The sequence below is a fragment of the Vibrio sp. YT-18 genome, from assembly GCF_033337345.1.
GTDB lineage: Bacteria > Pseudomonadota > Gammaproteobacteria > Enterobacterales > Vibrionaceae > Vibrio > Vibrio alginolyticus.
Map to the genome: position 1 here is coordinate 228,060 of NZ_JAWOQO010000002.1, position 26,608 is coordinate 254,667.

Consider the following 26,608-nt stretch of genomic DNA (forward strand, 5'->3'; position numbering starts at 1 on the left):
ATAGAAAAAGGGATGAGCTCAGCTCATCCCTTTTTATTCGTGTTAACCCGCTAGTATGTCGGTTGCGACTTTGTAGCTTGGGTCTTCCTTCACGTTAATTTCAACCAAGCTGCCAGCTTTGTCCAAAAGTTTACGACAATCTGGGCTTAGGTGACGAAGGTGCAGCGTTTTACCTTGAGCATTGTAACGCTCAGCCAGTGTTTCAATGGCTTCAATTGCAGAGTGATCTGTCACGCGAGAGTCTGCAAAATCGACAATCACATCTTTTGGATCTTCAGGCGCGTTAAACAACTCCAGGAAGTTAGCCGCAGAGCCAAAGAAAATAGGGCCGTGAATCTTGTACTCTTTTGAACCTTCCTCGTTTAAGCACGTGTCGGCATAGATGTGCTTAGCGTGTTGCCATGCAAACATTAATGCAGAAACGATAACACCAACCGCTACGGCAACAGCAAGGTCAGTAAGAACAGTAACAACGGTCACAAGAACAATAACGAAGAAGTCTTGCTTCGGTACGCGGCGTGCTAGCTTAAATGTTGCCCATTCGAATGTACCAATGACAACCATGAACATCACACCAACCAGAGCAGCGAGTGGGATCATTTCAATTAGCGAAGAAGCGAATAAGATAAACATCAATAGAGCGATAGCCGCAACGATACCAGATAGACGGCCGCGACCACCTGAGTTTACGTTGATCATCGACTGACCAATCATCGCACAACCACCCATTGCGCCAAACACAGAACACGTCATGTTTGCCATACCTTGACCGATACATTCGCGGTTAGATTGACCACGAGTATTCGTCATCTCATCTAAAACTGTCAGTGTTAGTAGAGATTCAATTAGACCAATGGCCGCGAGAATGATCGCGTATGGAAGAATGATTTGTAGTGTCTCTAGTGTAAATGGTACCGCAGGAATAGAGAAGGTTGGTAGTGAACCTGCGAGTGTTGCAGCTTCATCACCAGACATTGTACGCAGGAAGTCAACAACAGTTCGAGTTTCCAGATCCAAGCCAACCACTAAAGCCGTCACCGTTACGATCGCAACAAGTGAAGAGGGTACAGCTGTTGTGATTTTTGGTAGAAAGTGAATGATTGCCATAGTCAGCGCAACCAAACCAAGCATTAGCAGCATCTGGTCTTGTGGTAGCCAAGTAAGCATGCCGTTGATGTCTGGCGCTTTAAACTGACCCAACTGAGCTAGGAAGATAACAATAGCCAGACCGTTCACAAAACCGATCATCACAGGGTGAGGTACGATGCGGATGAACTTACCCAATTTAAACATACCAGCGGCAATTTGAAGAATACCAGCGAGCATGATGGCTGCGAATAGGTACTGGACACCGTGAGTCGTGACAAGCGAAACCATTACGACTGCCATGGCACCTGTTGCACCAGAAATCATGCCAGGACGACCACCGAAAATGGAAGTAATAAGACCAACGATGAATGCAGCGTAAAGACCGACCATCGGATCTACGCCTGCGACGAACGCAAATGCGACAGCTTCAGGAACCAATGCTAGCGCAACGGTTAAGCCTGATAGCACATCATTTTTTACGGAGTGCTTAGAAAATTGGGGAAATTCGAACATGTTTGTTTTTAAGTTCTCTTTGCAATGAGTTAAACCCGACACATATTCGTATTTGCACAAGCCACTGGAAGGTTGATTTTTAATCAAACATTGCAGTGTAAACCGTAGTATTAAAAGAGCAGCATCAGAATGGTGTCGAAAACTTGAGTCGGCGCATGCTACCGAAAAGTGTGATTAAGTTCAAGAATGATACGAATAATGGCGTACAAATGTGATCACGAATTGGTATTTATATGAACAATTTATTGGGCAAATATGAAGATAAAAAAGGCTACCAGATGGTAGCCTTTAATTTATTTATGCCGTTAAGCAGTTGAACGTAATGATTTAGCCTAGTTAAAGTTAGGCTTTGTCATCTCTGCCGATGCACGGTTTTTAGCCACTTGGCTACCTGCACCTTTAGCTTGGTAACGTTCGGTTTTGAACGGCGCTGCTGCAACCGTGATTTCGCGTAGCTCTTGAGGGCCAGGTGCTTTCGTCATCGGTGCGCTAGCGTTTAGCTTAGCAGCAACTTTAATGGCTTCGACTTTAGGCTCTGGTTTATCTACTGGCGCTTCGGCTACAATCTCTTTTGCTGCTTCAACGATAGGCTCTTCAGTAGGTGCCGTTTCTACAATGGCATCAACCGGTTCAGCATGTTCAGTTACAGGAGTTTCAACGATAGGCTCTACCGATGCTGTTTCTACTACTGCCGATTCAGCTTTTTCTGCGATTACTGTTTCAACAACAGGTGCTTCTACTACTGGAGCTTCCACTTTCGCTTCAACGGTTTCTTGAACCTTGTGTTCAACAACTGGCGCATCTGTTACGACAGGTTGCTCGCGACGAATAATCACTTTACCCATTGCCATTTCTGGACACGCAAAGCCACCTTGGATTGTAGGTACTGCTGCTACAGCTTCTTCCTTAACTCGCTCTTCCTTCTTAGGTGCTGGTTTCGGAATGTAACGTGGCATTACTTTACCCATAGCCATTTCAGGAGAAGCGACACCTCCCTTACGTAGGCGGAACGGGTTAGGGCGGCGATCACGGCCACGGCGACGACGCTGGCCGCTTGCACGCAGGTGACGTGGCGAACGACGATTACGACGTTGCTTAGACTCTGCTTGCTTGTTGTCTTGCTGTGCCTCTACCGCTGCTTCTGTTGGCTTTTCAACTTTAGCTTCAACCGTTTCTTGAGTCTTAACCGCTGTTTCTTCGGCTTTCTTCTCAATAGCTTCTTGGTCCTTAACGCGTACAGACTTGTTCAATTTGCGACGTTGGCGGCGCTCTTTCACTTTTTCTGCTTTCGCATTTTGCTGCTTCGGTTTGCTCTCTTCTGGTTTTGTTTCAGTACGAGCTTCCGCTGCTAGCTGCAGACCTTTTTCCGCTACTTTTGCGTTTGCTTTCTGCTCTTGGGCTTTATCTGCCTGTTGAGCTTTAGGTTTACGCTTTTGGTTACGGTTTTGCGGTTTATTTGTTTGTTGTTGAGCTTCGTTTTGCTCATTAGCCTGCTCATCACGAGGCTTACGACGACGTCGGTTATCGCGATTATCACGATTATCGCGCTGGTTGTTATTGCGACGACGATCGTTGCGATCACGCTTATTACGTCGATTATCGCGATTTGGTTTTTTCTCTTCCTGAGGTTTCTGTTCTTCTTTTGTTTCTTCAGAACCACCGAATAGGAAGCTACCAAGTGCTTTAAACAGACGGCTGAACAATCCAGGTTTCTCTTCTTGTTCAACGTTTTGTTCTTTCTTCTTCGCCTCAGGAGCTGGTTTAGCTGCTGGTGCAGGTGCGGTTTGAGACGGAGCAGCAAAGCCTTTAAGAACTGGCTCTTCAATTCGTTTTGGTTTTACGTCAACTTCCGCTGGCTCTTTACCTTCTGCTTCTTTCATTGCTTCCAGTTTCTTAGGAAGTAAGTAAGAAATCAGATCGAACTCTTCGCCTTCACGAACACGGATAACTTCAAAGTGCGGTGTTTCCATATCAGAGTTAGGAACAACCGTAATTTTCACTTCTTGAATGCGTTCGATATGGTTTACTGAACGACGTTTTTCGTTCAATAAGTAAGAGGCGATTGGCACAGGTACGACTGCAAGTACTTGTGCTGTATTGTCTTTTAGCGCTTCCTCTTCAATTAAACGAAGTACAGAAAGTGCTAGAGATTCGTTGTCGCGAACGACACCAGTTCCGCTACAGCGAGGACAGATGTGATGGCTTGCTTCTGCAAGAGAAGGGCTCAAGCGCTGGCGTGACATCTCCAACAAACCAAAGCGAGAAATACGACCGATTTGTACACGAGCGCGGTCAAGGCGAACGGCTTCACGTAGACGGTTTTCTACTTCTCGTTGGTGACGAACTGGGGTCATATCGATAAAGTCGATAACCACTAAGCCACCTAAGTCACGTAGACGCAATTGGCGAGCAATTTCGTCGGCTGCTTCTAGGTTCGTGTTTAGAGCTGTTTCTTCAATATCGCCGCCCTTGGTTGCACGAGCAGAGTTGATATCGATAGACGTTAGTGCTTCAGTCGGGTCAATAACAATAGAACCACCAGATGGCAGACGCACTTCACGTTGGAAAGCCGATTCAATTTGGCTTTCGATTTGGTAGTGGCTGAATAGTGGAACTTCGCCTTCATATTTCTTAACGCGGTTAAGGAAATCAGGGCGCACCAATTGAATGTGCTCTTTTGCACGTTCGTAGATGGTGTTGCTATCAATTAAGATTTCGCCAATATCACGACGCAAATAGTCACGGATTGCACGAACGATAACGTTACTTTCTTGGTGGATTAAGAATGGAGCAGGGTTAGAGTCCGCTGCACCTTTGATTGCACCCCAGTGGTTAAGTAGTACATTCAAATCCCACTCAAGCTCTTCAGCACTCTTGCCAACGCCAGCAGTACGTACGATTAGGCCCATGCCCTGAGGCAGTTCCAAAGTACTTAATGCGGCTTTTAGTTGAGTACGCTCGTCACCTTCGATTCGACGAGAAATACCGCCAGCACGAGGGTTGTTAGGCATCAGAACAAGGTAACTACCAGCAAGAGAAATGAAAGTAGTAAGAGCTGCGCCCTTGCTTCCACGTTCTTCTTTTTCCACTTGAACGATAACTTCTTGGCCTTCCGTTAGCACTTCTTTGATGCTTGGACGACCTTGGTAGGTGTAACCTTCAGGGAAATATTCGCGGGCAATTTCTTTGAGAGGGAGGAAACCGTGACGCTCGGCGCCGTAATCAACAAATGCGGCTTCTAAGCTTGGTTCGATACGTGTGATACGTCCTTTGTAGATATTCGCTTTTTTAGATTCATGACCTGGACTCTCGATATCAAGATCGAAAAGTCGCTGGCCATCAACCAGAGCGACACGCAACTCTTCTTTTTGAGTTGCGTTAATTAACATTCTTTTCATTGAAAATTCTCGTTGTCTTTTCTTTTATATCTTTCTTGTCGACTTGCCACTGTTTTTTCGCTCTTTCACGGTGCCTGATCCCATGGCTTGTATTTTGCAGCCTCCCGGCTGGAAGGGGATGCTCTCGGGCACTTCAGTCATCACAAGCCTCTTGTGGTTTCTGTTGGAAACGTAGACTTGTGACCCGCTATTTGGGCGGTAGGTACTCAACGTGAATATGCGAGGAGTAGGGTGGCAAGAGTGTTGAATTCGATGTGTCTCACGCCAATGCTGCACTCGACCTTCAACGATCTACTCACATTGCTTGAGGATAAATGATTGGTAATGAATAAAATGTAACCAAACCTTCCTTAGCAGCTGTGAACTATAGCAGTGCGCGTGGCTATCAGCAATCTGCTTTCACGCAAACGATAGAAAATTTGCCGCTAAACTCAAAATTTCTATTTTATAACTGGCTGTTTCATAAGCAATTGAGATGTGCAAACTGTTCAAGACAGAAAACAAATTGAGAACTTGATTGAGAGTTTTAATAATTTAAACAAAAGCTTGGCGAAATTTAGACCAGTATGTGCCACCGAGTGTTTCTTTTACGACAAGAATAATGTGAAGTCGCACGAAATTGAGTTTACAATACCGCCCATGAACGAAATAAGAACAAAAGTCCAGTTCGTCGACATCGACGAAGATATGGCGGGTCAGCGCATTGATAATTTTTTGCGCAACCAATTAAAAGACATTCCTAAAAGCATGATTTACCGAATTGTGCGTAAGGGCGAAGTGCGCGTAAATAAAAAGCGTATAAAAGCAGAGTACAAGTTAAAAGCAGGCGATCTCGTTCGTATTCCACCGGTGACCGTCGAGAAAAAAGATGACGATGTCGCACCAAGTACGAAACTTAACAAAGTCGCTGAGTTGGAAAATATGATTATCTTCGAAGATGACCATATGTTGATTCTAAACAAACCATCTGGCACCGCTGTGCATGGTGGCAGTGGTTTAAAGTTTGGTGCGATTGAAGCGCTTAGGGCTCTGCGTCCTCAAGCTCGCTTTCTTGAACTTGTGCATCGTATTGACCGTGATACTTCAGGGATTTTGCTGGTTGCTAAGAAGCGTTCTGCACTTCGTCACTTGCAAGCCCAGTTTCGTGAAAAGACAGTAAAGAAGTTTTACTTAGCTCTTGTCATGGGGCAATGGAAAAGCAGTTGTAAGGTTGTGAACGCGCCACTGCTCAAAAACGAAGTGAACAGTATTGTTCGTGTTAACCCTAATGGTAAGCCGTCAGAAACGCGTTTTAAGATTTTGGAAAAGTTCGAACAAGCTACATTGATTCAGGCGAGTCCGATTACTGGTCGAACTCACCAAATACGAGTTCATACGCAATACACTGGTCACCCAATCGCTTGGGATGATCGCTACGGTGATCGTCGCTTTGATGCTTACACAGGTCAAGTTGGTTTAGATCGTTTGTTCCTACACGCGGCAAACATCAAGTTCCAACACCCATCAAATGATGAGTGGATGGAAATCAACGCACCGATGGAACCGAAACTAGAAAAAGTGTTGGCGGGTTTAAGAAACGCGTAACCATGTTTTCCTCGCGGATGCAAAAGGGAGCCTGTGGCTCCCTTTTATCGTATTTGGGTTAAAGGACATCGAGTCCTTGAACATGCAACATATCAATCAAATCAATCAATGGTAGTCCGACAAGTGTGTTCGGGTCTTTACCGACTAATTTCGTAAACAAGCAAATTCCCATGCCTTCGCTTTTAAAGCTGCCTGCGCAGTAAAAAGGTTCTTCCCTGTCGACGTAGCGTTCGATTTGTTCAAGTGTTAAATCTCTAAAGTGCACCTCGAAAGAATCAAAGCCGACTTCTGTATGGTTTGTGACGGTGTTATGTACCGCAAGACCAGTATAGAAAGTGATGACTTTTCCACTTTGAGCCAAAAGTTGATTTATCGCGTTATCTCTATTTAAAGGCTTGCCAACGATTTCACCATTAATGACACAAACTTGGTCACTGCCGATAACTAAACTTGCTTTATCCGTCTGGCAAGATATTGCTTTCTCTTGGGCCAGTCTCTGTACAAGTTCAGTTGGCGTTTCTTGGTCAAAAGGTGTTTCATCGCAATCAGGTGGTAAACAAACGAATGGTAGTGAGAGCTTTTCAAGCAGTTGTTTACGAAAAGGGGAAGTTGAGGCTAAAACCAGTTGGTAATTTTTCATTTTGAATTACAATTCGTGGGAGCATTTCCAATAGGATAATCGATCAAAAATGATTCTGGCTAATGCTCTGTATGTTAAGCGTAAAAAAGTACAACTTTTTTGCCTTTTTCTTTGACTAATTTTGATTTGGAAGATAATATTCGCGCCCTATGCAAAAGGTAAAAATACCGCGAACGGTTGACCCAGCTAAAGCTGCACAGAAACGATTGGATTACGATGGCATCATCCAAGCTAGTCTTTTCAAGCGCTTAGTGGAAACAACTGAAGGCGTAAAACGCGACGCAGAAGTCTCATTGTCATTTGGGATGGATGAACAGCGACTCGTTGTTATCTCTGGTAAAGCTAACATCGAAGTCGATTTAGAGTGTCAGCGTTGTAATGAGGTATTCGCACATGAGTGCGAAGTTGAATTCCTTTCTACTCCTTACTACGGTGAGAAAACAGAACAGGAAGCACCAGAAATTTATGATTTGGTAGATCTAAATGAATATGGTGAATTAGACCTCATACAACTTGTTGAAGACGAGTTCATCTTAGCATTACCTCAAATTGCGATGCACGATGAAGCGGATTGTAGCGTTGATTCAAATAACATGGTTTTTGGTGAGATTCCTGAAGAAATTGAGGAAGAAAAACCGAATCCATTCGACGTTTTGAAAAGTCTGAAAAAGTAATAGGTGTGGTAGCCGATTCTTCTTCAGGTTTTTAACCCAATAGTATAGGAGTAGGGTCAATGGCCGTACAGAAAAACCGTAAAACTCGTTCTAAGCGCGGTATGCGTCGTTCACACGATGCACTAACTACAGCTGCTCTATCTGTAGACGCGACTTCTGGTGAAACTCACCTACGCCACAACGTAACTGCTGAAGGTTACTACCGTGGTCAAAAGGTTATCAACAAGTAAGGTTGAACCTTTGCAAAGTATTACCGTTGCACTTGATGCAATGGGCGGGGATTTCGGTCCACGCGTAACAGTGCCTGCCGCCGTGCAGGCACTGTCTCATTTCCCAGAGCTAAAAGTGATTCTTATTGGTGATCAATCTCTGATCACGTCTCAATTATCTCAACTCGGTACCTCGACCAGTTCTCGCTTGACTATTCTTCACAGCGAGAAAGTTATCTCGAACTCAGAAAAACCTTCATTGGCGTTACGTAATAGCCAAAATAGTTCTATGCGTATGGCTATCGATTTGGTTTCTGAGCAGAAAGCGGATGCTTGTGTTAGTGGTGGCAACACCGGTGCATTAATGGCACTATCGCGTTTCATTCTTAAGTTACTTCCTGGCATTGAACGTCCTGCTTTAGTTTCCGCTTTACCGACGATTACCGGAAAGCGCACTTGGATGCTAGATCTGGGGGCGAATGTATCGTGCGATGCTGATAGCTTGTTCCAATTTGCTGTAATGGGCAGTGCATTAGCTGAAGAACACTTGGGTCGTCCTCCTCGCGTTGCTGTGCTCAATATTGGCGCAGAAGAGATTAAAGGTAACGATTTAGTCAAACGTTGCGCAGAAATGCTTTCTCAGACCGATGCGATTAACTTTGTCGGTTATATTGAAGGTAATCAAATTTTGCATGATGTTGCTGACGTCATTGTTTGTGATGGATTTGTCGGCAACGTATGCTTGAAAGCCAGTGAGGGAACAGCTCAACTTTTTATCGAAAAAATTAAAACCAGCATAATGGCATCAACGATAAAGGGTTGGATAGCTAGAAAGTTGTTTTCTAGGCTGTTTAATGAACTAAAAACACTGAACCCCGACCAGTATAACGGCGCAAGTTTGCTAGGATTGCGCGGCATTGTCATAAAAAGCCATGGAAGTGCGGATGTATCTGCGATTGTCAATGCACTTGGCGAGGCAGTACACGAGGTCAAACGACAAGTACCAAGCCGTATTAGCGATCGTTTGGAAGCGGTTTTACTCGAGAGGCATTATTAGTCTTCATGTATAGCAAAATTTTAGGTACTGGCAGCTACCTGCCATCTCAGGTGCGTACAAACGCAGATCTAGAGAAAATGGTAGATACAAGTGATGAGTGGATCGTTGCTCGCACGGGTATTAAAGAGCGTCGAATTGCTGCAGAAAACGAGACTGTAGCAGACATGGCATTCTACGCAGCTGAAAACGCTATCGATATGGCGGGTATTGATAAAAACGATATCGACCTGATTATCGTAGCCACAACGAGCAGTAGCCATACTTTCCCTTCATCTGCGTGTCAGGTGCAGGCAAAGCTTGGCATTAAAGGTTGTCCAGCTTTTGACTTAGCCGCTGCTTGTTCTGGTTTTGTGTACGCATTATCTGTTGCAGACCAACATATCAAATCTGGTATGTGCAAAAACGTACTTGTGATTGGTTCAGATGCTTTGTCTAAAACGTGTGATCCGACAGACCGTTCAACCATTATCCTATTTGGTGATGGTGCCGGAGCCGTTGTCGTAGGCGCTAGCCAAGAGCCTGGCATTATCTCTACCCACATATACTCGGATGGTCAATTCGGAGAGCTTCTAAGCCTACCTGTACCTGTGCGGGGGCAAGATGCGGATAAATGGCTTCATATGGCTGGGAACGAAGTATTCAAAGTCGCTGTCACTCAGCTATCGAAACTAGTAAAAGATACGCTTGAAGCCAACAACATGCATAAGTCTGAACTAGACTGGCTAGTGCCGCACCAAGCGAACTACCGCATTATTTCAGCGACAGCGAAGAAACTTTCGATGTCACTAGACCAAGTCGTGATTACACTTGATAAACACGGCAACACATCAGCTGCGACGGTGCCAACAGCACTAGATGAAGCGGTACGTGATGGTCGTATTAAACGCGGTCAAACTCTGCTTCTTGAAGCGTTTGGCGGCGGATTCACTTGGGGCTCGGCCCTTGTTAAGTTCTAAGTTTCACAAGAATTCAAAATTTAAGGTGCACTTGGTGCATCTTATTTCTTTTTACTTTGCTTAAAGGAAAACAACATGAGCAAGTTTGCTATCGTATTTCCAGGTCAAGGTTCTCAAGCTGTAGGTATGCTTGCAGAACTAGGCGAACAATATGACGTAGTAAAACAAACATTTGCAGAAGCATCTGACGCACTAGGTTACGATCTATGGGCGCTTGTTCAAAATGGACCTGCAGAAGATTTAAACGAGACTTTCCGTACTCAACCAGCTTTGCTAGCTTCATCTGTTGCAATCTGGCGTGTATGGCAGGAACTTGGCTTAGAGCAACCAGCAAACCTAGCTGGTCACAGCCTAGGTGAGTACTCAGCACTTGTATGTGCGGGTGTTATTGACTTTAAAGAAGCCATCAAGCTGGTTGAATTACGTGGTCAACTTATGCAAGAAGCAGTACCAGCTGGTACTGGCGCAATGTACGCGATTATCGGTTTGGCTGATGATGCGATTGCAAAAGCGTGTGAAGACGCAGCGCAAGGCGAAGTGGTCTCTCCAGTAAACTTTAACTCGCCTGGTCAAGTCGTTATCGCTGGTAGCAAAGACGCAGTAGAGCGAGCTGGTGCGCTATGTAAAGAAGCTGGTGCGAAGCGTGCGCTTCCTCTTCCTGTTTCAGTACCTTCACACTGTGCACTTATGAAGCCAGCAGCGGAAAAACTTGCTGTAGCTCTCGAGTCTATCGAATTTAACTCACCACAGCTGCCAGTTATCAACAACGTTGATGTGGTTGCTGAGACAGATCCTGCAAAAATCAAAGATGCGCTTGTTCGTCAGCTACATAGCCCAGTTCGTTGGACTGAGACAGTTGAACTGATGCACGAACAAGGCGTAGAAAATCTTCTTGAGCTTGGTCCTGGTAAAGTTTTAACAGGTCTAACAAAACGTATCGTGAAAACGCTAACTGCAGCCGCAGTGAATGATATCGCATCGCTAGACGCTGCGAAGTAATCCATCAAGCGATAAATTTGCGATAAGAAAAGGAAACACAACATGATGAATCTAGAAGGTAAGATCGCGCTAGTTACCGGCGCAAGCCGTGGTATTGGCCGCGCGATCGCGGAACTTCTTGTCGAGCGAGGTGCTACGGTTATCGGTACTGCTACTTCTGAAAGTGGTGCGGCTGCTATCAGCGAGTATCTTGGTGATAACGGTAAAGGCTTAGCGCTTAACGTGACTGATGTCGAGTCTATCGAAGCGACATTAAAAACGATCAACGAAGAATTTGGTGTGATCGATATTCTGGTGAATAACGCTGGTATTACTCGTGACAACCTATTGATGCGCATGAAAGATGATGAGTGGAACGACATCATCGATACCAACCTAACGCCAATCTACCGCATGTCTAAAGCGGTTTTACGCGGTATGATGAAAAAACGTGCGGGTCGTATCATCAACGTAGGCTCTGTTGTTGGTACCATGGGTAATGCTGGTCAAACTAACTACGCAGCAGCGAAAGCGGGCGTGATTGGTTTTACTAAATCAATTGCTCGTGAAGTTGCGTCTCGTGGTGTAACAGTGAACACTGTTGCTCCTGGTTTCATCGAAACTGACATGACTAAGGCACTAAATGATGACCAACGTGCGGCAACATTGTCGAACGTGCCAGCAGGTCGTTTAGGTGACCCACGTGAAATTGCATCAGCAGTAGTTTTCCTTGCTTCTCCTGAAGCAGCGTACATTACTGGTGAAACTTTGCATGTAAATGGTGGCATGTACATGGTTTAATGCGACAGTTTATGCAAAATAAGCTATTTTACATTGTGAAAAATAGCCTATAGTTGCAGTTAACTGTCATGAACTTGTCATGCTTATGCGCAAGATTTGTGCATGATTTAAGTCAAAAATGTATTGAAATTCGGTTAAATTCGCTAATTTTGTGGTTTGACCAGCAAGGACCCCCTTGCAACTTTCAATAGTTCGAATAAACTACGGAATCATCGCATTAGGCGAAATCTGTAAAGGAAAAGAAAAATGAGCAACATCGAAGAACGCGTAAAGAAAATCATTGTTGAACAGCTAGGTGTAGACGAAGCAGAAGTTAAAAACGAAGCTTCTTTCGTTGACGATCTAGGTGCTGATTCTCTAGACACTGTAGAACTAGTTATGGCTCTAGAAGAGGAATTCGACACTGAGATTCCTGACGAAGAAGCTGAGAAGATCACTACTGTTCAAGCTGCAATCGACTACGTAAACAGCGCTCAGTAATTAGCTCTCCCAGGCGGTCTCCTAGACCGCCTGTGTTCTTTCTAACTTCTTCTATCCTCTCATAGAAATATTCAATTCCCGGAGAATTATATCGTGTCCAAGCGTCGTGTAGTTGTCACTGGCATGGGTATGTTGTCACCGGTAGGCAACACAGTAGAATCATCTTGGAAAGCCCTGCTAGAAGGTCAAAGTGGTATCGTAAATATCGAGCACTTTGATACTACGAACTTCTCAACTCGTTTTGCAGGTCTTGTTAAAGATTTCGATTGCACAGAGTACATGTCTAAAAAAGATGCTCGTAAGATGGACCTTTTCATCCAGTACGGCATTGCAGCGGGTATTCAAGCTCTTGATAACTCTGGCTTACAAATTACCGAAGAAAATGCGGCTCGAGTTGGTGTTGCTATCGGCTCAGGCATTGGCGGTCTTGACCTTATCGAAACTGGCCATACTGCATTAGTAGACAAAGGCCCTCGCAAAGTTAGCCCATTTTTTGTTCCTTCGACCATTGTAAACATGGTTGCAGGTAACCTATCTATCATGCGTGGTCTTCGTGGTCCAAATATCGCGATTTCTACCGCATGTACTACTGGCCTGCATAATATCGGCCATGCAGCACGTATGATTGCCTACGGCGATGCAGATGCGATGGTTGCTGGTGGTGCAGAAAAAGCTTCTACGCCTCTTGGCATGGCTGGCTTCGGTGCAGCTAAAGCACTATCTACTCGTAATGAAGAGCCTCAAAAAGCGTCTCGCCCATGGGATAAAGGCCGTGATGGTTTTGTTCTAGGTGATGGTGCTGGCATGATGGTGCTTGAAGAGTACGAACACGCAAAAGCACGTGGCGCGAAGATTTACGCAGAACTGGTTGGTTTTGGTATGTCTGGTGATGCTTACCACATGACTTCTCCAAGCGAAGATGGCTCTGGTGGTGCACTTGCGATGGAAGCGGCAATGCGTGACGCGAACATCACAGGTACCCAAGTAGGTTATGTGAATGCTCACGGTACATCTACTCCTGCTGGCGACGTTGCAGAAATCAAGGGCGTGAAACGTGCTCTTGGTGAAGAAGGTGCGAAGCAAGTACTTGTATCATCAACTAAGTCTATGACTGGTCACCTATTAGGTGCAGCAGGCTCTGTTGAAGCAATTATCACGGTTATGTCTTTGGTTGACCAAATCGTTCCGCCAACCATTAACCTTGATGATCCAGAAGAAGGTCTAGACATCGACCTTGTGCCGCATACAGCGCGCAAAGTTGAAGGTATGGAATACGCTATCTGTAACTCGTTTGGCTTTGGTGGTACAAACGGTTCTTTGATCTTCAAAAAGTTCGCTGAGTAACACTATCTAACCTTATTTAGATAAGCGAAACTTGTATTCTAACGGCTCGATGCTTAGCATTGAGCCGTTTTGTTTTATTTGTTGTCTGCTAATTTGAAGGTACGTGAATGTTTTGGGTAAATGGAGTTCCGCAAACGCATGTAGAGCTAGGTGATCGCTCATTCCAATACGGTGATGGAGGCTTTACCACCATCCTGACCCAAAATGGAGAGTTGGTTTACTGGCAGGAGCATACTGAGCGCATGAGTGCTTGCCTTGACGCTTTGAAGATCTCTTCACCTGACTGGAAAGTTGTGCATGGTTGGGCAAGCAAAGCGGTTTTATCTGACGCACGAGCGGGGGTGAAGATTCACGTTAGCCGCGGTATTGGCGGGCGAGGGTATAGCCCTAATGGGATTAAAGGCCCTATCGTGACGATTTCCAATTTTGCATTTCCTTCTCATTATTCATCTTGGCAAGAACAAGGTGTGGACTTGGGCGTTTGTAATACTCGTCTAGGGATTCAACCTTTACTTGCGGGACATAAGCACAACAACCGTTTAGAGCAGATTCTCGCCAAGGCTGAAATCGACAATACAGAGTTTGCAGATGCAATAACGTTAAATGTGCAAAACCATGTCATTGAAACTACAATGGCCAACCTTTTTTGGGTTAAAGGTAATAAAGTATTTACGCCGGAGCTGACCTTATCAGGCGTTACGGGCGTAATGCGTCGTAAGGTGCTTGAGTTACTTAAAGTAAGTCATATTGAAGTCATCGAGGGGCGTTTTATACTTCCAGATTTGCTGAGTGCTGACGAGGCTTTCATGTGTAACTCAATATTAGGTGTCGCACCTATTCGCAGCATAGTGACATCGAACTCTAAGACTATATTTCCGATAGGAAAATTGACTCAACGACTGCAAGGGAATTTAACTACGTGATTAAAAAACTGTTGGCTTTTGTTGTGCTGATCGCAGTGATAGGCGCAGCAGCTGTTTTTTATATAATTTCACAGGCTAAACAATACGTTGAAAAGCCTATTCTATTGGAACAACCTCAGCTGTTTACTGTAGAAAGTGGTACAAGCTTTCATCATGTCATGCGCGCCTTAGTTGAAGGTGAGGTGATTGAAACATCGGAGTACATCCGTTTAATTCCTCACTTATATCCAGAATTGTTGCAAGTGCGAGCGGGTACTTACCAACTTGAGCCTGGTATGTCACTTTCGCAAACATTGGAGCATCTGAATACTGGAAAAGAATACCAGTTTGCGATCACTTTTGTTGAAGGCAGCCGCTTTTCTGAATGGGTAGATCAACTAAAAAGTGCTCCTTATTTAAAGCATGATTTAACCGATCTTTCAGAAAAAGAAATGGCTGCGAAGCTCGGAATTGAGAGAGAAAAGCTAGAAGGGTTGTTTTTAGCAGAAACCTACCATTACACAGCGGGTGCGAGTGAAAGCCAGTTATTAAAACGAGCGCATCGAAAACTCAATAAAATACTGGATGCTAACTGGGAAGCGCGTCAAGAAAAGCTGCCATTACAGGACAAATATGAAGCCTTGATTCTCGCGTCTATCATCGAGAAAGAGACGGCTATTGATTCTGAGCGTGAGCGCGTCGCTTCTGTGTTTATCAACCGATTGAACAAACGCATGCGGTTACAAACTGATCCGACAGTTATTTATGGTATGGGTGACGCCTACGATGGCAACATTCGTAAGAAAGATTTGCGTACGCCGACACCATATAACACCTATACCATCAATGGATTGCCACCAACACCGATTGCGATGGCTGGTGAAGCTTCCATTGAAGCGGCTTTGAATCCAGAAAGCAGCAACTATTTATATTTTGTAGCAAGTGGAAAGGGCGGACATGTATTCTCGAAATCCCTTGCTGAGCACAACCGTGCTGTTCGTGCCTATTTAAGAGAACTAAGAAAGAACAAATGATGAAAGCAAACTTTATTGTCGTTGAAGGCCTAGAAGGCGCGGGTAAAAGCACTGCGATTAAAACCGTTTTAGATACGCTAAAAGCGGCCGGTATTGAGGATATCGTAAATACCCGTGAGCCAGGAGGCACACCGCTAGCAGAAAAAATGCGCGCTCTGGTGAAAGAAGAGCACGAAGGTGAAGAACTTAAGGACATGACGGAGTTGCTTCTTCTGTACGCTGCACGTGTTCAGTTGGTTGAGAACGTGATCAAACCAGCTTTGGAAAACGGTCAGTGGGTGGTTGGTGACCGACACGATATGTCGTCGCAAGCTTATCAAGGTGGTGGCCGTCAGATTGACGCATCGTTAATGAAAAATCTCCGGGATACAACGCTTGGTGATTTTAAACCTGCTCTCACTCTCTATATGGATATTGACCCTCGTGTTGGGCTTGAGCGTGCACGTGGGCGTGGTGAGTTAGATCGTATAGAGAAGATGGATATTAGTTTCTTCGAGCGTACACGTGAGCGTTATTTGGAGATTGCTCATGCCGATCCTTCCATCGTTATCATTAACGCAGAACAGGCGATTGAAGGCGTGTCGCGTGATATTCGGGACGCTCTAAACGAGTGGCTAGCTCGTCAATAAGTGAAACGTAAATTTAGGTGACTCATGTTAAATGATTATCCATGGCTACAGCCAATATGGGATAACCTCAAAGTAGGGTTAGAGTCGGACAGAATACCAGGTGCGCTTTTATTACAAAGCGAGCAGGGCTTGGGCATCGAAAAACTTATCGAGTTTTTTAGCCAAGCACTTCTTTGCCAAAATTACGCGAGTGAAGCATGCGGTTTTTGTCATAGCTGCCAGCTAAATCAATCTCAAAACCACCCTGATTTACACTGGATCAAGCCAGAGAAAGAAGGAAAGGCGATAACGGTGGACCAAATTCGCGCTTGTAACCGTCTAGCTCAGGAATCATCTCAGCTTAATGGTTACCGCCTATTTGTAATAGAACCGGCGGACTCTATGAACGAGTCGGCATCGAATGCGCTGTTAAAGACGCTAGAAGAGCCTGGGGCAAAGTGCTTGTTTTTGCTCGTTACCCACAATCAGGAGCGTCTGCTCCCAACGATTCGTAGCCGTTGCCAACACTGGGTTGTTGCGCCTCCGTCAGCGGAACAAGCGATGCAATGGATGCACGAACAAGGGGCGAAGCAAGTTCCTGCTTATGCCTTAAAACTGAATATGGGCTCTCCAATAAAAACATTGGATGCGTTAAATAATGGTGAGCTCGAAGCTTACTTGGCTTTTGAACGCAGTTTTATTAAGGCAATGTCTTCGCCTGTTTCAGACGTTTCTGAGTGTGCTTCTTTAATCGCTAAACACTCAGAGCAATCACTAGACTGGGCATGGTATTTACTGACAGATGCTCAGAAAGCGCAGTTTGGTGTATCAGAAGCTCAAATGCTTCCGGGCGCGACAAAGTTCCAACCGGACAACTATAACGGTTTGTACTCATCAGCGAAGGCGCTGATGAACCTGAAAGCTCAGGTGCAAGCCTTTCCTGGCCTGAACCTTGAGCTACTATCAATGAATTGGTTAATTGAATCACGAGAGGCATTATGTTCGTAGATTCTCATTGTCATTTAGACAAATTGAATTACGACGATCTCCACATCAATGTGGAAGACGTTATTAACAAAGCTAAACAAGCAAACGTAACTGAGCTACTTTCTGTTGGAGTAACGCTGGATTCTTTCCCGAAAATGATGGAAATGATCGAGCCTTATGACAATGTTTATGCTTCGTGCGGTGTGCACCCACTTGATGTTGAAAGCGACTTTTCGATGGACGTATTGCGCCACCATGCGTCGAATGCAAAAGTCGTCGCTATTGGCGAAACGGGTTTAGATTATCATTACAAGCCCGAAACGGCCGCGTTACAGAAAGAGCGCTTTGAGCAACACGTTGATCTTGCAGTGGAGCTCAACAAACCTTTAATTATCCATACCAGAAACGCACGTGCGGATACTCTAGATATTTTGCGTAAGGGTGGGGCAGAGAAATGTGGTGGTGTTATCCATTGTTTTACAGAAGATCTTCCATTTGCTGAAGCTGCACTGGAGCTGGGGTTTTATATTTCTATCTCGGGGATTGTTACTTTCCGTCAAGCTACAGAGTTAAAAGAAGTGGTGAAGACTCTACCTTTAGAGAAGCTTCTTATTGAGACAGATTCTCCTTACTTGGCTCCTGTCCCTCATCGTGGCAAAGAGAATCAACCCGCTTATGTTGTCGAAGTCGCTTCTTATATTGCGCAACTCAAATCGTGCTCTCTTTCTGAAGTGGCACAAAAAACCACCGAAAACTTCCGAAATCTTTTTTTGCGATGAAAAAATAATAAGAGCATAAAAAAGGAGCTTAGGCTCCTTTTTTGTTGATAAAAACAACAGATACGCTCACGAGTTTAATGTTTACTAAAAATGTTGATTTAATAACATTCAAAAATCACAAATGTAATTTTGTTACTAAAAATAACATTGAGGCGTATTTTATTTACGCCTTAAAATTAATTATATAAATAATTAATTCTTTATAAAACAGTAATATAAGTGCAATGCAAACCTTTTCATCGGCTGTTTTTGGGTGTGATCCAAGACTTGTTTTGAAACTAAATTTCGTAACTGTGTGGAAAGTTTGAGGGTCATCAATATATATTTAGAGCCGGAAAATATAATGCAGTTGTGGTTACATTTTCATTGGGTGCTAACCTTTAGGCTACGGGGGTGTGCCGTTAGTGCCCAAATAATACTTATAAATTTATCAGGAGCATAAACATGTTTAAGAACCTTTTTGCTAACCTGCAAAAAGTTGGTAAGGCTCTGATGCTTCCAGTATCAGTTTTACCAGTTGCAGGTATTTTATTAGGTGTGGGTGCTGCCCATCTAAGCTTTATTCCAGAGATCGTTTCTAATCTTATGGAACAAGCTGGTGGTTCAGTATTCGGCCAAATGGCACTTCTATTTGCAGTAGGTGTAGCTCTAGGCTTCACTAACAACGACGGTGTTGCAGGTCTTGCAGCTATCGTTGGTTACGGCATCATGACGGCAACGCTAGGTGTAATGGCGGGCGTTATGGGTGTTGAGAAAATCGATACAGGTGTACTAGGTGGTATCCTTGTCGGTGGTGTGGCTGCTTGGGCATTCAACCGTTTCTTCAAAATCCAACTTCCAGAGTACCTTGGCTTCTTCGCTGGTAAGCGCGCAGTGCCAATCATCACTGGTTTTGCTGCGATCATCCTAGGTGTTATCCTTTCTGTTATCTGGCCACCAATTGGCGGTGCAATTTCTGCATTCTCTGATTGGGCTGCACACCAAAACCCACAGCTAGCATTCGGTATCTACGGTGTTGTTGAGCGTTCTCTAATCCCATTCGGTCTACACCACGTATGGAACGTACCGTTCTTCTTCGAAGCAGGTTCTTGTGTTAACGCTGCCGGTGAAGCTCAAAATGGTGTACTAACTTGTTACCTAGTTGCTGATGAAGCATCTCGTGCTGCTGGTAATGGCTTCGGTCAGCTAGCGGGTGGTTACATGTTCAAGATGTTCGGTCTACCAGCTGCAGCAATCGCAATTGCTCATTGTGCTAAACCAGAAAACCGTGCAAAAGTAATGGGTATCATGGCGTCAGCTGCACTGACTTCATTCCTAACTGGTATTACTGAGCCAATCGAATTCTCATTCCTATTCGTTGCTCCACTACTATACGGTATCCACGCTCTACTAGCTGGTTCTGCATACATCGTTTCGAACACTCTAGGCTTTGTACACGGTACTTCTTTCTCTCACGGTCTGATCGACTTCCTAGTTCTATCTGGTAACGCTCAGAAGATGGTGCTAATGATTGCCGTTGGTCTAGTTTACGCAGTAATTTACTACGTAGTGTTCCGTGGTGTAATCACAGCGCTTGACCTAAAAACACCTGGCCGTGAAGATGAAACGGAAAGTGCAGCTGTAACTTCTGGCTCTGATATGGGCGGTGAACTGGTTGCAGCGTTTGGCGGTAAAGCTAACATTACTGGTCTAGATGCATGTATCACACGTCTACGTGTAGCAGTTGCAGATACAGCAGCTGTTGACCAAGACAAGCTAAAACAACTAGGCGCTGCTGGTGTTGTAGTTGTAGCTGGTGGTGTACAGGCTATCTTCGGTACTAAGTCTGATAACCTAAAAACTGAAATGGATGAGTGGATTCGTAACCACGGTTAATCGCAGTCATTCATAGTAATGCATAAAAGGAGGCTTCGGCCTCCTTTTTTAGTTCCTATTTTATTAACTGACAGTTCCTTTTTAGTGTGATCCTAAACTCATCTTTACTTTTGTCAGCTTTTTCATACATCGAGCTTACCCATCGTTGACATATTGATATGCCATTATGTTTGAATAGCGAATAATGTTTTTTTGAATAATTGATAACGTGTATGAAGAACAAATTCATTTTAGTTTTGGGACTAGTTTCTAGTACGGCAATGGCGGCAAGCGAACCAACGGATCTATCAGTTGGTATGGCTGTCGATCAACAATTAAGTGTTGTTGTAGAGTTAGATAACAAATATCGTGGCATTATCGGAAACGATGGTATGGCGTTTGATTACATCGCTAAGCGTGGAACATTCGATCAAAACATGCCTGTGACTTGGTATGTCGGCGTTGGTGGCTGGTATGAATGGGATGACGAGTTTGGTGTGAGAGTACCACTTGGTGTGAACTGGGATTTATCACGCGGCTGGGACCTTTATGGTCAAATACACCCAGAGCTAGATCTTTACAAAGGTGCTGACTTGCAACTTGGCGGCGCCGTTGGCATCAAGTACAGTTTCTAGAATTGAACTAATGTATGTACAAAAAACGCCGGTAACTACCGGCGTTTTTTTATATGGAACTTAACGTTCTATTGTTTATCCATGGCTCGCTTGATGCAAACGGCAGCGCCGCCCCAAGTGATACCTAAACCAATAACCATCATAATAATTGCGCTGATTGTCATTTTGCTGTCTCCTTGCGGTTCACTGCGTTGATCACTAGACCAAAGATAAAGAGTGCGGCGATAAGTGCCCAGCCTAAAGTTAGATCATAGCCACCGTAGCCTTCAGTAATTAGGGCGTATAGCTTGGTCGCTAAGATAATGGCGAGCATGATTGGTGTAACGAAGCGTAAGCAGATCTCGAACCATTGACCAACAGAGAAATCAGAGCGCTCGTTAACGTAATTACGTACTTCTGGCACGCGCTTCAATAGCCACGCCATCAAGACAATCTCAACCAGACCACCAACCATGATGCCAACGTTGTTTGCAAAGTGGTCTACTAGATCGAGTAGCAGCAGACCGCCATTGGTAGCAAACGCCATAGAGACAACGAAGCCAATACCAATCACAACATTTGCAGCTTTTTTACGGCTCCACTTCAGCTTGTCGATAATGGCTGAAGTTACGGCTTCCATAATTGAAATATGCGAACTTAGACCAGCAACCACCAGTGCAAAGAAGAACAGTGGACCAAGAATATATGGGGCAGGTAGTAGGTTAATTGCCGCAGGTAAAGTAACAAAAGCCAAGCCAACGCCTGCAGATACCACCTCTGTTAACGGCTTACCTTGCTCTTGAGCCATGTAACCCAATACTGAGAAGATCATGATGCCGGCTAGGATCGAGAAGCCACAGTTGATCAACACGGTCATAAACGCGTTATTCGTTATGTCCGACTTTTCTGGTAGGTAGCTAGAGTAAGCTAGCATGATGGCGAAGCCGATACTTAGCGTAAAAAAGATCTGACCATATGCCGCTGCCCATACTTTCACATCCCAAATTTTGCTGAAATCGGGTTCGAACATGTAGTTCACGCCATCTAGAGCTCCTGGCAAGAAAATCATACGTCCGATTAAGAAAATCACCATCAAGAATAGGATTGGCATCATAATTTTAGATGCTCGTTCAATTCCTGATTTCACGCCTTTGGCAATAGCGGTGTAAGTAATTGCCCAAGCAATCACCATGGATAAAGCAATCTTCCATTGAATACTGCCTAAGTCTGTTGGTGAGTTGTCACCTAGCTTTAGGTATTCACTAAAGAAAAATGCGTTGGTATCGGTTCCCCAACCTTGAGTGAACGACAACCCAAAGTAAGAAATCGACCAACCGATAACAGCCACATAGTAAACGGCAATAACTGCAGCCACACCAACTTGGAACCAGCCAAGCCATTCAAATTTAGAATGAATTTTCGCAAGTGTTTTTGGTGCCGAGCCTCGGTATTTTTGTCCCATACTGAACTCAAGGATCATAAATGGAATACCGGCAGTGATCATGGCAAAAATGTAAGGAATAAAAAATGCGCCGCCACCGTTTTCATAGGCCATGTATGGGAAACGCCAAATGTTTCCCAAACCGATAGCAGACCCAACTGCTGCTAAGATGAATCCCGCCCGGGATCCCCATTGTTCTCGCTTCATATTTGACTCCTATAAGACTCCCTGAGGAATGAAGCTCTCTACGTAACACAGTAATAATTGCGCAAATAGTTGGAAGAAAGGACCGCTGTTATCCATCAGATTTTCTATCCTTAATTCTAACTTCTTATAATTTTATAGAGCTATATTCTGGTTACTGTAAGAGAAAGTAGATTATTAATCTTAAAATTTTGATGTGTGTTTGATAAAACTGAAATATTTATCTGTTTTCACTGATCAGACTAACTTCTAATAATACTTAGCGCAATAGAATCTAAATGTTAATTCAGATGCGTTGTCTGGTTTTAATCTTGTTAAATTTGAGTTTGATTGTGGTTTTATGTGGGTGTGTGGTTGTTTGTCTGGAATAAATGACTGGGATCTAATAATTGCTTTGGTGTTTAAGACTATTTTGATTAATTAGGGCGTACGGCTATCTTTTGTGCACCTATCTAGATGATGCTTCGTTACTTTGCCAAACAATGGTGTTTAGACGATATCCTTTATCGGCTCTGTGCAGGACTCGTTCAGCGTTCTTTGTGACGCGTCCTATAAAGGAACATGCATAAAAATTAGAAGCGGAAACTAAAACCGACATTTGATTGGAATTGGTTCATCCAATCAGTATCGAACTTAATGATACAGTTTGAGCCGTCATTAGGTAGAGTACAGGCGCCAGATGTATCGTTATCAACGACCGTTCCTAACCATCTCAGTTGGGCTGTTAATGCAAAGTTCTTTGAAAATTCATATTCCAGCCCTGCAAAAGCGCTAGCCGAAAATCCGTATTTTTTGTCTACCCAATCCACATCGGCGTAAGAAGCGCCCAAACCTACACCGATATAGGTTTGCCATTTTTCTGCGACAGGATAGTACATGCTGCTTTGGAAGTGCAGATAATGGATATCTGCCGAGTTGGACAGCTTTTCAAGTTCCGTCGATTGATTGGAGTAAAACAATCCGATCCTTCCTTTTTCTAAGGGAGTCTCGACTGAAAGAGCGTAATTCACTGCGGGGTCGAGATCGTATGTATTACCACTTTCATCCTCTACTTGGCCGCCTCCTGTATAGCCTATGTATGGTGTAACGATGATATTCGCTTGTGCATTGATAGCAGTACTCATCATCATGATTCCTACTAGCCAGCTGAGTTTTTGGTTCATGCCCTATCTCCTTATTATGACTAAGCTAATTGTGATGGGTTAGTCAAAATTGCGCGACTAAATTAAGCAAATCTTGAACATATTTCACACCGGTGTTATTAATTTGTTACATATTAAGGAGGTGTTTATGGAACACGATCTAAAATCCGCATTAATCATTGTGGTGACTGTTTTTGCAGTGCTTTTGTCATTTGGCATCATTGCTATTACAACAGCTTAAGATAACCACTTTTACCAAACGTTTTAACAAAATGGCGTGAGCCTATGATACGTAACAGCGGTATAATCACAGAAAGCCATGAAGAGCTTGATGTAAAAGTTTATGAGCACTTTAGGCATGGTAAAACTGCTTTAGTCACGCAAGGTGGAGGGCAGAGAGGGATTTTTACCGCTGGCGTTTTAGACGCCTTTTTACTTTCCAACTTCGATCCTTTCGATGAATTCTATGGCACCTCTGCCGGAGCACTCAACTTATGTTCTTACTTGTGTCGTCAACATGGCATGGGCAAAGCTTTTATTACCGAGCTGACAACGTCTCCTGAATTTTTTAATCTTTTTCGCTATATCCGAAAGCAGCAGTACTTAGGTTTAGAGTGGGCATTAGAACGGATTCAAGATTTCCCATACAAGCTTGACCTTGATTTAGGGCGCAGTGCATTGGGAAAACGAGGAGCGTTTGCTGCGGTAACGAATATAGAGACGCTATCAGATCAATATCTACCAATCTTGGATGACTCGTGGTTTAACACTATGCTAGCGACGTGTGCGATTCCCAAGTTGTACCACGGACCTGTCGACGTAAATGGCAATAAGTTTGTTGATGGCGGCGTGTCTGCCTCTATCCCTGTACAAGAAGCGTGGCGTCAGAATGCTCGCAACATTATTGTCATTCGCACAGAGCCGTTTTCAGAGATTGAAGCGAGAGCCCAAAGTGAAGTAGGGGATGTGCCTGTCGAATGGTATCGGGAGTCTATCAACTCAGTACAGCAATCATGGCAGCAAAAAGTGAATCAGTGGAAGCTGGATTGGGCGTCGTTCTTCCAACAAAAAATTAATGCAGCACATCAATCGAAGCTTGCAGGGAAAATGCTGTTAAATGGAGGCCGTTGGTTGTTCGGTGCCGATAACTTGTATCGTTTAAGTCATCTGATTGGTGAGAATTTTGATTCAGGTTTAGCCGACATGCTGATGATTCATTATCAAACATTTGAGCTCACTCAGGCCTTTATATCTGCTCCACCTGACGACACTTTTATTTTACAAGTTGCGCCTAAAGAGGGACTTCGTTCTTCTTCTTTGTTAAGTGACCAAGAGTCACTAGAGCATGACTATCAACTTGGGCTTCAAGCTGGGTTTAACCTAGTTCAACTCTATGACCAGCTAGATGTTGAAATTGATGGTAGAGAGAGTGCATAAACCTTCTTACGTTCACGATGTGCGCAATATACAAAGCATATAAATAAGGCTCCATTTTCGGAGCCTTATTTGCGGGTTCTTGTGGTTAACTCTGGTTAGGTATAACGACTACGCTTGTAGAATGCGCATGCAGTTGGTTGAGCCAACAACATCCATTACATCGCCTTGAGTAATAATGACTAAATCACCTTTGTGCAAGAACCCTTGCTCTTTAAGGCTAGTAATCGCTGCTTGAGCCGTTGGTAAACCCGCATCACTTTTTGACTCGAAATATACAGGTGTCACGCCTCGGTATAATGCTGCTCGATTTAGTGTCGATTCATTCCGTGATAAGGCAAATATTGGCAAGCCAGAGCTTAAGCGAGACATCATCAACGCAGTCCTGCCGGACTCAGTTAACGAGATCATCGCTTTAATTCCTTCCATGTGATTCGCAGAGTACATGGTTGCCATTGCGATGGTTTCTTCAGCGGTTTCGAAGGTTCTATCTAAGCGATAGGTTGATAGACTTGCCTCCGACATTTTTTCAGCCCCCACACATACTTCGGCCATGGATTTGACCGTTTCTACAGGATATTTACCTGCAGCGGTCTCTCCAGAAAGCATCACCGCGTCAGTGCCGTCTAGAACCGCATTGGCCACATCCATCACTTCAGCACGCGTTGGCATTGGGCTAGTAATCATGGACTCCATCATTTGTGTCGCAGTAATCACGATACGGTTTAAACTGCGTGCGCGGCGAATCAGTTTTTTCTGGACACCTATGAGCTCAGGGTCACCGATTTCTACACCAAGGTCACCACGTGCAACCATCACTACATCGGATGCGAGAATAATGTCGTCAATAGACTCATTGGTCGCGACGGTTTCTGCTCGTTCGACTTTAGCCACTAACATGGCTTCAAGGCCTGCATCTCTGGCTAAGCGTCGAGCGTAATGCATGTCTTCGCCGTTACGCGGGAATGAAATAGCAAGGTAGTCCACTTGAATTGCTGCGGCGGTAAGAATATCAGCTTTATCTTTCTCTGTGAGCGCATCTGCTGACAATCCGCCGCCTTTTTTGTTTATCCCTTTATTGTTGGACAATGGACCACCGACAATCACACGGGTATGAACTTTATTACCCTCTACTTTAGTAACTTGCAGCTGAACGCGTCCATCATCGAGTAATAAAATGTCATTTGGTGAAACATCTTGCGGTAGTTCTTTATAATCTAACCCTACAGATTCTTGATTGCCTTCACCTTTTGGTAAATCACTATCTAATGTGAATTTATCGCCCACATTCAAAATGACTTGGCCGTCTTTAAACGTTGATACACGGATTTTAGGGCCTTGTAAGTCACCAAGAATTGCAACCTGACGCCCAAGTCTTGCTGCAATGGTACGGACTTTGTTCGCACGTTGAATGTGGTCTTCACTGGTTCCATGTGAAAAATTCATACGGACAACGTTTGCACCGGCTTTGATGATCTCCTCAAGTATATTGTCCTTATCCGTTGAAGGACCCAGCGTAGTGACAATTTTTGTTCGTCTTAATTTGGAAGTCATAGATTCTCCGATGAATGTGTGTGTAAAGGTAACTTGAACTCTATCCTTACTTTACGCAATCGCTCTCAAGGTTAGCCTCGTTGCTGAGCCCACACCTTAAAGCTACTTGGATATAAGTATATGCACATAATGTTTACATTAAGAGTAACCCCGGTAAAACAGACAGATATTCGACAGGCAATGGCCTTATTGATAAAAATGCGCTGCTTTAAAGGCACTACTTCATAATTTAGTGAATAAAAATAAGTTATTTTTCAAACAATTTAACAGGAGTAGATTCTTCGTTATTTGATTGAATACACAAACAAACAGGTTTATACGTGATGCTTGTC

General features: G+C 44.1%; 25 protein-coding genes. 18 read left to right on the plus strand and 7 right to left on the minus strand.

Annotation, left to right across the window (positions count from 1 at the left end):
- Positions 1–42 precede the first annotated feature (42 nt).
- Both R7M72_RS03415 and rne read right to left on the minus strand, forming a co-directional pair.
- Positions 43–1,602 carry a SulP family inorganic anion transporter gene (locus R7M72_RS03415; protein ID WP_315956449.1) on the minus strand — a complete coding sequence of 520 codons (1,560 nt, stop codon included), beginning with the start codon at positions 1,600–1,602 and terminating at the stop codon, positions 43–45.
- A gap of 332 nt (positions 1,603–1,934) precedes the next feature.
- Positions 1,935–5,000 carry a ribonuclease E gene (gene rne, locus R7M72_RS03420; protein ID WP_005380841.1) on the minus strand — a complete coding sequence of 1,022 codons (3,066 nt, stop codon included), beginning with the start codon at positions 4,998–5,000 and terminating at the stop codon, positions 1,935–1,937.
- Positions 5,001–5,639: 639 nt separating this feature from the next.
- Here rne and rluC point away from each other — a divergent pair.
- Positions 5,640–6,584, plus strand: coding sequence for a 23S rRNA pseudouridine(955/2504/2580) synthase RluC (rluC, locus tag R7M72_RS03425; protein ID WP_021033985.1), 945 nt, complete (start codon positions 5,640–5,642; stop codon positions 6,582–6,584).
- A 58-nt stretch (positions 6,585–6,642) separates the two neighbouring features.
- On the opposite strand, the gene R7M72_RS03430 is transcribed toward rluC, so the two are convergent.
- Positions 6,643–7,224: a Maf family protein gene (locus R7M72_RS03430; protein ID WP_054729223.1), complete on the minus strand. Its 582-nt coding sequence runs from the start codon at positions 7,222–7,224 to the stop codon at positions 6,643–6,645.
- 149 nt (positions 7,225–7,373) lie between these two features.
- On the opposite strand from R7M72_RS03430, the gene yceD reads away from it, so the two are divergent.
- The 15 genes from yceD (at position 7,374) to R7M72_RS03505 (ending at position 20,522) form a co-directional block, all read left to right on the plus strand.
- Positions 7,374–7,898: a 23S rRNA accumulation protein YceD gene (yceD, locus tag R7M72_RS03435; RefSeq protein WP_005387307.1), complete on the plus strand. Its 525-nt coding sequence runs from the start codon at positions 7,374–7,376 to the stop codon at positions 7,896–7,898.
- A 59-nt stretch (positions 7,899–7,957) separates the two neighbouring features.
- Entirely contained in the window at positions 7,958–8,128 is a 171-nt protein-coding gene (rpmF, locus tag R7M72_RS03440) for a 50S ribosomal protein L32 (RefSeq protein ID WP_005396978.1), read from the plus strand.
- 10 nt (positions 8,129–8,138) lie between these two features.
- Positions 8,139–9,164, plus strand: coding sequence for a phosphate acyltransferase PlsX (gene plsX / locus R7M72_RS03445; protein ID WP_017633846.1), 1,026 nt, complete (start codon positions 8,139–8,141; stop codon positions 9,162–9,164).
- Between the two features lie 5 nt (positions 9,165–9,169).
- Positions 9,170–10,120, plus strand: coding sequence for a beta-ketoacyl-ACP synthase III (locus R7M72_RS03450; protein WP_017821385.1), 951 nt, complete (start codon positions 9,170–9,172; stop codon positions 10,118–10,120).
- A gap of 75 nt (positions 10,121–10,195) precedes the next feature.
- Positions 10,196–11,119 (plus strand): ACP S-malonyltransferase, encoded by a 924-nt coding sequence (fabD, locus tag R7M72_RS03455; RefSeq protein ID WP_005387313.1) that lies wholly within the window; start codon positions 10,196–10,198, stop codon positions 11,117–11,119.
- A 45-nt stretch (positions 11,120–11,164) separates the two neighbouring features.
- Positions 11,165–11,899 carry a 3-oxoacyl-ACP reductase FabG gene (fabG, locus tag R7M72_RS03460; RefSeq protein ID WP_315957060.1) on the plus strand — a complete coding sequence of 245 codons (735 nt, stop codon included), beginning with the start codon at positions 11,165–11,167 and terminating at the stop codon, positions 11,897–11,899.
- 246 nt (positions 11,900–12,145) lie between these two features.
- A complete protein-coding gene (acpP, locus tag R7M72_RS03465) occupies positions 12,146–12,379 on the plus strand; it encodes an acyl carrier protein (protein ID WP_004406112.1) in 234 nt (77 codons plus the stop codon).
- 93 nt (positions 12,380–12,472) lie between these two features.
- Positions 12,473–13,723 carry a beta-ketoacyl-ACP synthase II gene (gene fabF / locus R7M72_RS03470; protein ID WP_005372948.1) on the plus strand — a complete coding sequence of 417 codons (1,251 nt, stop codon included), beginning with the start codon at positions 12,473–12,475 and terminating at the stop codon, positions 13,721–13,723.
- 107 nt (positions 13,724–13,830) lie between these two features.
- Entirely contained in the window at positions 13,831–14,646 is an 816-nt protein-coding gene (pabC, locus tag R7M72_RS03475) for an aminodeoxychorismate lyase (protein WP_042523095.1), read from the plus strand.
- Positions 14,643–15,659 carry an endolytic transglycosylase MltG gene (gene mltG / locus R7M72_RS03480; RefSeq protein WP_042523092.1) on the plus strand — a complete coding sequence of 339 codons (1,017 nt, stop codon included), beginning with the start codon at positions 14,643–14,645 and terminating at the stop codon, positions 15,657–15,659. The genes pabC and mltG overlap by 4 nt, the downstream gene beginning before the upstream one ends.
- Entirely contained in the window at positions 15,656–16,288 is a 633-nt protein-coding gene (gene tmk, locus R7M72_RS03485; RefSeq protein WP_044129475.1) for a dTMP kinase, read from the plus strand. Before mltG ends, tmk begins: the two co-directional genes overlap by 4 nt.
- A 24-nt stretch (positions 16,289–16,312) precedes the next feature.
- Positions 16,313–17,275, plus strand: coding sequence for a DNA polymerase III subunit delta' (locus R7M72_RS03490; RefSeq protein WP_054729226.1), 963 nt, complete (start codon positions 16,313–16,315; stop codon positions 17,273–17,275).
- Positions 17,266–18,033 carry a TatD family hydrolase gene (locus R7M72_RS03495; RefSeq protein ID WP_005372957.1) on the plus strand — a complete coding sequence of 256 codons (768 nt, stop codon included), beginning with the start codon at positions 17,266–17,268 and terminating at the stop codon, positions 18,031–18,033. The genes R7M72_RS03490 and R7M72_RS03495 overlap by 10 nt, the downstream gene beginning before the upstream one ends.
- 444 nt (positions 18,034–18,477) lie before the next feature.
- Positions 18,478–19,908 (plus strand): PTS glucose transporter subunit IIBC, encoded by a 1,431-nt coding sequence (gene ptsG / locus R7M72_RS03500; RefSeq protein WP_005372959.1) that lies wholly within the window; start codon positions 18,478–18,480, stop codon positions 19,906–19,908.
- 212 nt (positions 19,909–20,120) lie between these two features.
- Positions 20,121–20,522, plus strand: a complete 402-nt coding sequence (locus R7M72_RS03505) for a hypothetical protein (RefSeq protein WP_005372960.1) — start codon at positions 20,121–20,123, stop codon at positions 20,520–20,522.
- 68 nt (positions 20,523–20,590) lie between these two features.
- On the opposite strand, the gene R7M72_RS03510 is transcribed toward R7M72_RS03505, so the two are convergent.
- The 3 genes from R7M72_RS03510 to R7M72_RS03520 form a co-directional block, all read right to left on the minus strand.
- Positions 20,591–20,686, minus strand: coding sequence for a MetS family NSS transporter small subunit (locus R7M72_RS03510; RefSeq protein WP_005372963.1), 96 nt, complete (start codon positions 20,684–20,686; stop codon positions 20,591–20,593).
- Complete coding sequence (locus R7M72_RS03515; protein WP_005372966.1) at positions 20,683–22,149, minus strand: sodium-dependent transporter; 1,467 nt, start codon at positions 22,147–22,149, stop codon at positions 20,683–20,685. Before R7M72_RS03515 ends, R7M72_RS03510 begins: the two co-directional genes overlap by 4 nt.
- A gap of 569 nt (positions 22,150–22,718) precedes the next feature.
- Positions 22,719–23,309: an outer membrane protein gene (locus tag R7M72_RS03520; RefSeq protein WP_005372968.1), complete on the minus strand. Its 591-nt coding sequence runs from the start codon at positions 23,307–23,309 to the stop codon at positions 22,719–22,721.
- A 127-nt stretch (positions 23,310–23,436) separates the two neighbouring features.
- Here R7M72_RS03520 and R7M72_RS03525 point away from each other — a divergent pair, with 127 nt between their 5' ends.
- Entirely contained in the window at positions 23,437–23,529 is a 93-nt protein-coding gene (locus R7M72_RS03525) for a YnhF family membrane protein (RefSeq protein WP_005372970.1), read from the plus strand.
- A 44-nt stretch (positions 23,530–23,573) separates the two neighbouring features.
- Positions 23,574–24,725: a patatin family protein gene (locus R7M72_RS03530; RefSeq protein ID WP_315956438.1), complete on the plus strand. Its 1,152-nt coding sequence runs from the start codon at positions 23,574–23,576 to the stop codon at positions 24,723–24,725.
- Positions 24,726–24,833: 108 nt separating this feature from the next.
- Here R7M72_RS03530 and pyk read toward each other — a convergent pair whose 3' ends face one another.
- Positions 24,834–26,276 (minus strand): pyruvate kinase, encoded by a 1,443-nt coding sequence (pyk, locus tag R7M72_RS03535; protein ID WP_005372972.1) that lies wholly within the window; start codon positions 26,274–26,276, stop codon positions 24,834–24,836.
- Positions 26,277–26,608: the final 332 nt, after the last annotated feature.